The 6,408-nt window shown below is 55.8% G+C and carries 5 protein-coding genes; 1 reads left to right on the top strand and 4 read right to left on the bottom strand.

The genetic code is table 11. The annotated features are described in order from the left end of the window. Positions 1–128: 128 nt before the first annotated feature. The 3 genes from BN3772_RS10660 to BN3772_RS10650 are packed head-to-tail and all read right to left on the bottom strand — an operon-like array spanning position 129 to position 4,867. A complete protein-coding gene (locus BN3772_RS10660; protein WP_042199319.1) occupies positions 129–1,445 on the bottom strand; it encodes an ABC transporter substrate-binding protein in 1,317 nt (438 codons plus the stop codon). Positions 1,446–1,472: 27 nt separating this feature from the next. Continuing rightward, positions 1,473–3,230: a cache domain-containing sensor histidine kinase gene (locus tag BN3772_RS10655; RefSeq protein ID WP_086074503.1), complete on the bottom strand. Its 1,758-nt coding sequence runs from the start codon at positions 3,228–3,230 to the stop codon at positions 1,473–1,475. Between the two features lie 35 nt (positions 3,231–3,265). Then, a complete protein-coding gene (locus BN3772_RS10650; RefSeq protein WP_042199317.1) occupies positions 3,266–4,867 on the bottom strand; it encodes a response regulator in 1,602 nt (533 codons plus the stop codon). Positions 4,868–5,085: 218 nt separating this feature from the next. Between BN3772_RS10650 and BN3772_RS10645 the strand changes: the two genes are divergently transcribed. After that, on the top strand, positions 5,086–5,832 hold the full coding sequence (locus BN3772_RS10645; protein WP_042199340.1) for a YdcF family protein: 747 nt from the start codon (positions 5,086–5,088) through the stop codon (positions 5,830–5,832). Between the two features lie 75 nt (positions 5,833–5,907). On the opposite strand, the gene ybaK is transcribed toward BN3772_RS10645, so the two are convergent. Then, positions 5,908–6,381 carry a Cys-tRNA(Pro) deacylase gene (gene ybaK / locus BN3772_RS10640; protein ID WP_042199316.1) on the bottom strand — a complete coding sequence of 158 codons (474 nt, stop codon included), beginning with the start codon at positions 6,379–6,381 and terminating at the stop codon, positions 5,908–5,910. Between the last annotated feature and the right edge of the window lie 27 nt (positions 6,382–6,408).

Here is a 6,408-nt window from a genome sequence, read left to right as displayed (position 1 = left end):
ATGCCGTCCTTCAGAGAAGGCGGCAACCGTTCCTGCGAGAAATCTAAGGATTATGGATAGCGTAAAACATATAAATTCTGGCGTAATATATTCAAAAAGGAGATCCGCAGATCTCCCCTTATGCCGTGCTATTTCCCCAAGCCTTCTTCCAGAGCCTGCCGGTCATATTCCCGGTCCGCCTCCTGCATTGCGCTGAGCACATCGCCGTCCGTAACAACCAGCTCCTCCAGCAGCTTATAATACCAGTTGCGGAATTGCTGGGGCAGGGTATTTGCCCCCCACCAGTTGTTCATCATCCTGGATTTCACCGTCTGCGGATCACGCAGGATGCGCAGCACTTCATTCATTGCCTCGCTTGCCGGATAAGCCGCCTTGGCTTTGGTCGCCGGAATGCCGTTAATGGCTGACAGAAACCGGCTGTACTGGTCCGGCTCGAAAAAGAACTGCAAAAAATCAGTGATCGCCGCGCTCTTCACCGGATCACAGGCGGCTTCTGCCGAGAGGGACCAGCCCGCGAGCGAAGGGAGTCCGGTCACATTCACCTGCCCTTTCCGGTCCGGCACCGCATAGAACCCGAATTCAAAGGCCGGATCAGCGGCTTCAATCGGAGAAAACATCCAAGGCCCCGAATAGAGCTGCGCCGCCTTGCCGGTAACGAGATACGAGACCGTCTGGTTGTCGCCGATGTTCTGCCAGCCCGGCTCCACATACCGGGTGAATAACGTTTTGAAATCACTCACCGCCTGAAGCACCCCGGCATCGGTAAAGCTCGCCGCTCCGGCTGTTTTACGGGCATTCCAGTCCGGGTCCTCCGCATAGACATCATCAATCCAGAATTTGTTGATCCAGAAGCCCAGGTGAAAAAGATCCTTGCCCCCGGCCACCAGCGGCGTAATCCCGGAGGCCTCAAGCTTCTCTTGTACCGCCAAAAATTCCTCATACGTTGCGGGAAGCCTGGTAATTCCGGCTGCCGCATAAGCCTTTTTACTGTAAATGATGCCTTGCGGCGGGGTTTCGTACAGCGGAGCGTTCCACACCTGGCCGAATACCTGTACCGGCTGGTCCAGCAGCTCTACCAGCTCCGGCGGGAGCGGGGCGATTTTACCTGCAGCGGCAAAGGCCTCGGTATCACGCATCTCCAGCAGATCGGGAAACTCACCGACCGCATCCTTTATTTTCAGCCAGTCAAGATAGGCACTGGAGGAAATTTCGCTGGTATCTTTAATCGTCACATGGGGATGTGTCTGCATATAAGCGGCAATGACCGCCTTCAGCGCCTGGGTGGTCGCCATATCCCCGGCTGCATAAGCAATGGAAAAGCTAACCGGCTGCAGCTTCAGTACCTCTTCGCCGACATTGTCCTGTGAACGGCTGCTGCAGGATACAAGGAGGGCCGCAATAAGTAGCATACCGGCTGTTGTCTGAATTCTGCTATTCTTGTACATACATCGCTTGCGCTCCCTCACAGTAGACTACGCTCCTTGTTCAAGTACGGGAAACAGCAGGGTAACAGAGGTTCCGATATGCTCCCGGCTGCTGACTGTAAGGCCGTACTCTTCCCCGAAGCTTGTACGGATGCGCTCATGGACATTTTTCAGCCCGACATTTTTGCTCGGGGCACCCGGGTCCTCCAGGTTCCGCTGAATCTGCGACAGGGTCTCCCGGCTCATGCCGATTCCGTCATCATATACGGTTACCGCAAGCCTGTCCGCTCTCCGCTCTACCGTGATACCGACGGTCCCCCTGCCCTTCTGGCGCAGGCCGTGCTGCACGGCATTCTCGACAATGGGCTGCAGTGACAGCTTCAGCACCGGCCAGTTCAGATCAATCTCCGGCGGAATATCCTGCTGCAATGTATAACGGTTCTCATAGCGTACGGAGATAATATAGAAATAATTATGCAGATGCGCAAGCTCGCTGCCCAGGCTGACGCGGTCCTCCCCGTAGTCAATGACATATTTCAGCTGATCGGAGAGGGCAAGAATCATATCTCCTACTTCCCCTGCCTCCTTGTCCACCGCATTCATCCGGATAACTTCAAGCGTGTTGTACAGATAATGGGGCCTGATCTGACTCTTCAGCGCATTCAGCTCGGTCTGCTTCTGCTTAATCTGGGCCACATAGGCTTCTTCGATATAGATTCGGAGGCGCTCCACCATCCGGTTAAAGCCATGGGCCAGCCTGCCCATCTCATCATTGCTGTTCACTGTAAGCTGAGTGTCCAGGTTGCCGGACTCCACAACGGTCATCTGCCTGATCAGCTCCCGGATGGGTGCAGCCAGACGGCGGGAGAACCACGCCCCCATCACAATCATTACGACTGCGCAGATGGCAATGGCGATATATACGGTGGTCCTGGCCGACAGCAGCTGCTCAAACAGGCTGCCGCGGTGAATCCGGGCGATAACCTTCCCCTCCAGAAAAGGGATGTCCTGACTGAGTGTAATCCGCTCCTCGTCGTCAAGTATGGGTTTCACCACCGTGCCCGGAGCCGCGTCCTGATTGCTGAAATACACTCTGTTCTCACCGTCAAGCAGATACAGCTCATCCTTGGGTCCGAGACTCAGCTCCTCGCTAAACTGCCGGAACAGCGAAGTGTCGATGTCCAGAAACAGGGTGCCTACAACCTTGGGCTCACGCGTAACCCGGCCCGAGGTATCAATCAGGGTACGCCCGATCGTGAACACCGTTTTGCGGGAATCAAAAAAATAATCGTCCGTATGTGCCGGGAACACCGCCGCCTTGGCCGGATCGGCAGCCATAGCCGCCAGCCATTCCGGCCGGGCGAATGTATCTGCTACCAGCGAGCGGTTCTCCTTCTGCTGCGAGTAGACTCTGCCGTCCGCGCTGCGCACAAACTGCACTCCGGTTATATAAGAGTCGCTGAACAGCAGCGTTTTGAGGAAGCTGTCAATCGGGATCGCATTGATCTGCCCCTGGTCATTGACGTTTGCCGTCTGGTTGCGGCTGTAGCTGTCGATATATCCGTCATATCGTCCGGTATACATCAGCTTGGATATTTCATTGTATTGGTTAAACGCAGAATTCAGATTATAGCTCATATACAGCACCATCTGCTGCAAATTACTGGTCGTGTAGCGCTCCACATAGCCGGAGAAGGTCTGCACGGAAAAAAAACTGAGCGCCAGCAGCGGAATTAGCCCCACCAGCAGAAAAGACGCCGAAAATTTGACAAAGATGCTGCTGCTTCTCCGCCCCCGGTTCAGCACGGTTATTCCTCCTTATCATTAACAGGTGTAAGCAGTCACGGCTTCCAGGACTGCTTGTACTCCTGCGGCAGCTTGCCGAATTTCTTCTTGAACATATCGCTGAAGTGGCGGGCATTGTTATAGCCGACCTGCTCGGCAATCTCATAGATCATGAGGCTGCTCTGGAGCAGCAGCCTGCGGGCGTGGTTCATCCGGACCTCTGTTAAATAGTGCTTGAAGTTCTGGCCGGTATGCTTCTTAAAAAAGCTGCTGAAATAATACGGGTTCATATACAGCATGGCCGCCATTGACTCCAGCGTAATATTCTCAGCGTAATGCTCTTCTACATAGGCTTTCACTTGCAGCAGCTGGGGCATTTCCTTGCCGCTCAGCCGGCCGGCCAGCTGCCCGAACAGCTGCTGCACCGCAGTGCAGAAAGCAGTACCCAGAGCAGCATAGGTCGGAGCGGCGGTGAACTGCTCCAGCAGCAGCGGACTGGGTCCGTGCTGGGCCGCGGCATCTGCACTGTATTCGGCAAGCTCCTGCTCAAGCTGCACCACCGTATTGTAAAGATGCGTTACCGCCTGAGCCGGGCTGCCGGCGGAGATCCGCGCTACCGCGGCCAGCAGCTCTCCGGCGCGCAGCATGCATTCCTCCTTCTCAAGCATCTTCAGCGCTTCTAGCAGCGCCAGCTGAACTTCTGCAAGCCCGGCGGTCGATGACAGATCATAGGCGGCCTGAGCCCCGCTATCATCAGCGATCACCCGGTTCAGTCCGGAGAAATACTTCGCTTTGAGCGCTTTCAAAGCGCTGCGGTACGATTCATCCGCCTCCTCAATCCCGCCGGCGGGCCGTCCGACCCCAATGGTCACCTGCAGCTTAAGATAGCTGTTGACCTTCTGGTGCAGATCCTCCATCAGCTCCTGCGGCATGTCCGGCTGCTCATGCTGAAGGAGAATGCAGAGCCGCTCCCCTTTGCGGAATACATAGCCGCCGCCGCTTTCCACCGTTTCCTTTATGATATTCGACAGAGCAAACTCCACCAGCTTGCGCTCATGCTCCTCCCAGCGTGAAGAGCCGCTGCTGTATTCATCGGTCTCAACCGCACATACCGTAGCATATCTGGTTATCGACGTGTTCCCGATCCGGGCCAGGGCAGCGGCTGCCCCTTTATTCCCGTCCGTCAGCTGCTCCAGCAGCTCTTCGATCGTGCCGGTGACATTTTTACGTTCGTAGGATTTGAGCATCTCCTTGTTCCGCTCCTCCTCCGACTCCTGGCGGATCAGTGCCGCCGCCTTGCCTGCCGCCTGCTCCAGCTGGCCGGTGTTGACCGGCTTAATCAGGTAATCCAGCGCCCCGTACTGCAGGGCCTGCCGGGCGTAGGTGAATTCCTGGTATGCGCTGATGAACACTACCTTGATTGAACGCCCGGATTCATGAATGCCGCGTATAATATCAATGCCTGAAAATCCCGGCATACTAATGTCACTAATAATCAAATCGGGAGCTGCGCTGTCAATCAGCGCCTTTAACTCGATCCCGTCACTGGCTTCCCCGACAATTTCAAGACCGAGCGACTCCCAGGCAATCAGCTTTTTGAGACCACGCAGAATAACCGGCTCATCATCGGCCAATACAACACGTATGCTTCTGTTCATTCTTGTCCCTCCGTGTATATGTCATGCAGCCGTTTCCGGGATTTCCCCACCACTACTGTACCATAGAAGCACGGTCCGGCAGATGCAGCTTTTTAATGGAAAACCGCAGTTTTTTAAGCGTGCTGCCGCTGAAGGGCCTTCCTGGATTTCCGCTGAGGCATGGCACAAACCTTGTACAGCTTGTATACTTGTACAAAAAAGGAAAGGCGGTTTTCCACCTGATCTATTTCATCAAATTCCTCTACAGCTTCGTTCTGCCGCCGGGCCTGTTCGTCCTGCTGTTCACTGCGGCTGCAATCCGGATATGGCGCAAGAACCGCCGTCCGGCCTTGATGCTGCTCATTATAACAGTGCTCCTGTACCTGTCCATGACCCCGCTGACGGCAGAGCTGCTGATGGGCGGCCTGGAACGTAAATACGCACAGCCGTCCCGGATTGAAGGTGATGTTATTGTTGTCCTGGGCGGCGGAGCGACGAGCGGCACGCCGGATATGGACGGCGAGGGCAATCTGTACGGCGCTGCAGCCAACCGGCTGCTGACAGCAGCGCGGCTGTACAGGGAGACCGGACTGCCGCTGCTCTTCACCGGAGGCCAGGTATACACCGACAGCGGCAATGAAGCGGATATCGCCAAGCGCCAGCTGATTGGCCTCGGGATACCGGCAGAGGATATTCTGACCGAGAACCAGTCGCTCAATACCGGACAGAACGCTGAGTTTACCGCAGCGCTGATGAAGGAGCACGGGCTCAGCCGGCCGGTGCTGGTCACCTCCGGCTTCCATATCGCGCGGGGTATGGAGGAATTCCGTAAGTCCGGGTTGACTCCGCAGGCTTACCCGAGTGATTATACCGTCAGCCAAGGCGGCTCCTTCTACCTATCCAAGCTGTTCCCTTCGCCCGGTGCCATGCAGTCTACCGGTATTGCAATGAAGGAATACCTCGGCCTGCTCGCAGCCGGGCTGTAGACATGCTTAGCCCCGGTCAAGTAAAAGCAGTGGTCCAGGGGGAAACCCCAGCCACTGCTTTCTGTAGCCGGCAGCTTATTTCACCAGCCCGCAGAACACGGCGCCGGTCATCCCGGCCAGCTCCTGCGGATCAAGCTCCATCTGCATGCCGATTTTGCCTGCGCTGACTGCAATGGTGTGGTGCAGCTGTGCGGTCTCCTCAATAAAGGTCGGATACAGCTTTTTCATCCCGACCGGAGAACAGCCGCCCCTTACATACCCAGTCCATTTCAGCAGATCCTTCAGCGGCAGCATCTCGATTTTCTTTTCACCGGAGGCTTTGGCCGCACTTTTCAAATCCAGCTCTTCGCCTACCGGAATGACGAACACATACAGGTTGGGTCCGCCGTGCGCCACCAGGGTCTTAAACACAGTATCCGGGTCAAGCCCGATTTTCTCAGCCACTGCGGTTCCGTGAATAGCCCCATCCTCATTATCGTATAGATGCACCTCATAGCGGATGCCCTTGGCATCCAGCATGCGCAGTGCATTGGTTTTGCTGATCTGCATCCTGCTCCAACCTTTCCAGCCCGTTTA

Origin of the sequence: Paenibacillus camerounensis, assembly GCF_000723885.1 — a bacterium.
GTDB classification, from domain to species: domain Bacteria; phylum Bacillota; class Bacilli; order Paenibacillales; family Paenibacillaceae; genus Paenibacillus_AQ; species Paenibacillus_AQ camerounensis.
Note: the sequence above shows the minus strand (reverse complement) of the source record. Positions and strands in the feature narration are given on the sequence as shown.

Bases quoted from the DNA above. Each gene is read 5' to 3' on its own strand.
- ybaK (WP_042199316.1), bottom strand. From the start codon at position 6,381: ATGCAGATCAGCAAAACCAATGCACTGCGCATGCTGGATGCCAAGGGC.
- BN3772_RS10650 (WP_042199317.1), bottom strand. From the start codon at position 4,867: ATGAACAGAAGCATACGTGTTGTATTGGCCGATGATGAGCCGGTTATT.
- BN3772_RS10660 (WP_042199319.1), bottom strand. From the start codon at position 1,445: ATGTACAAGAATAGCAGAATTCAGACAACAGCCGGTATGCTACTTATT.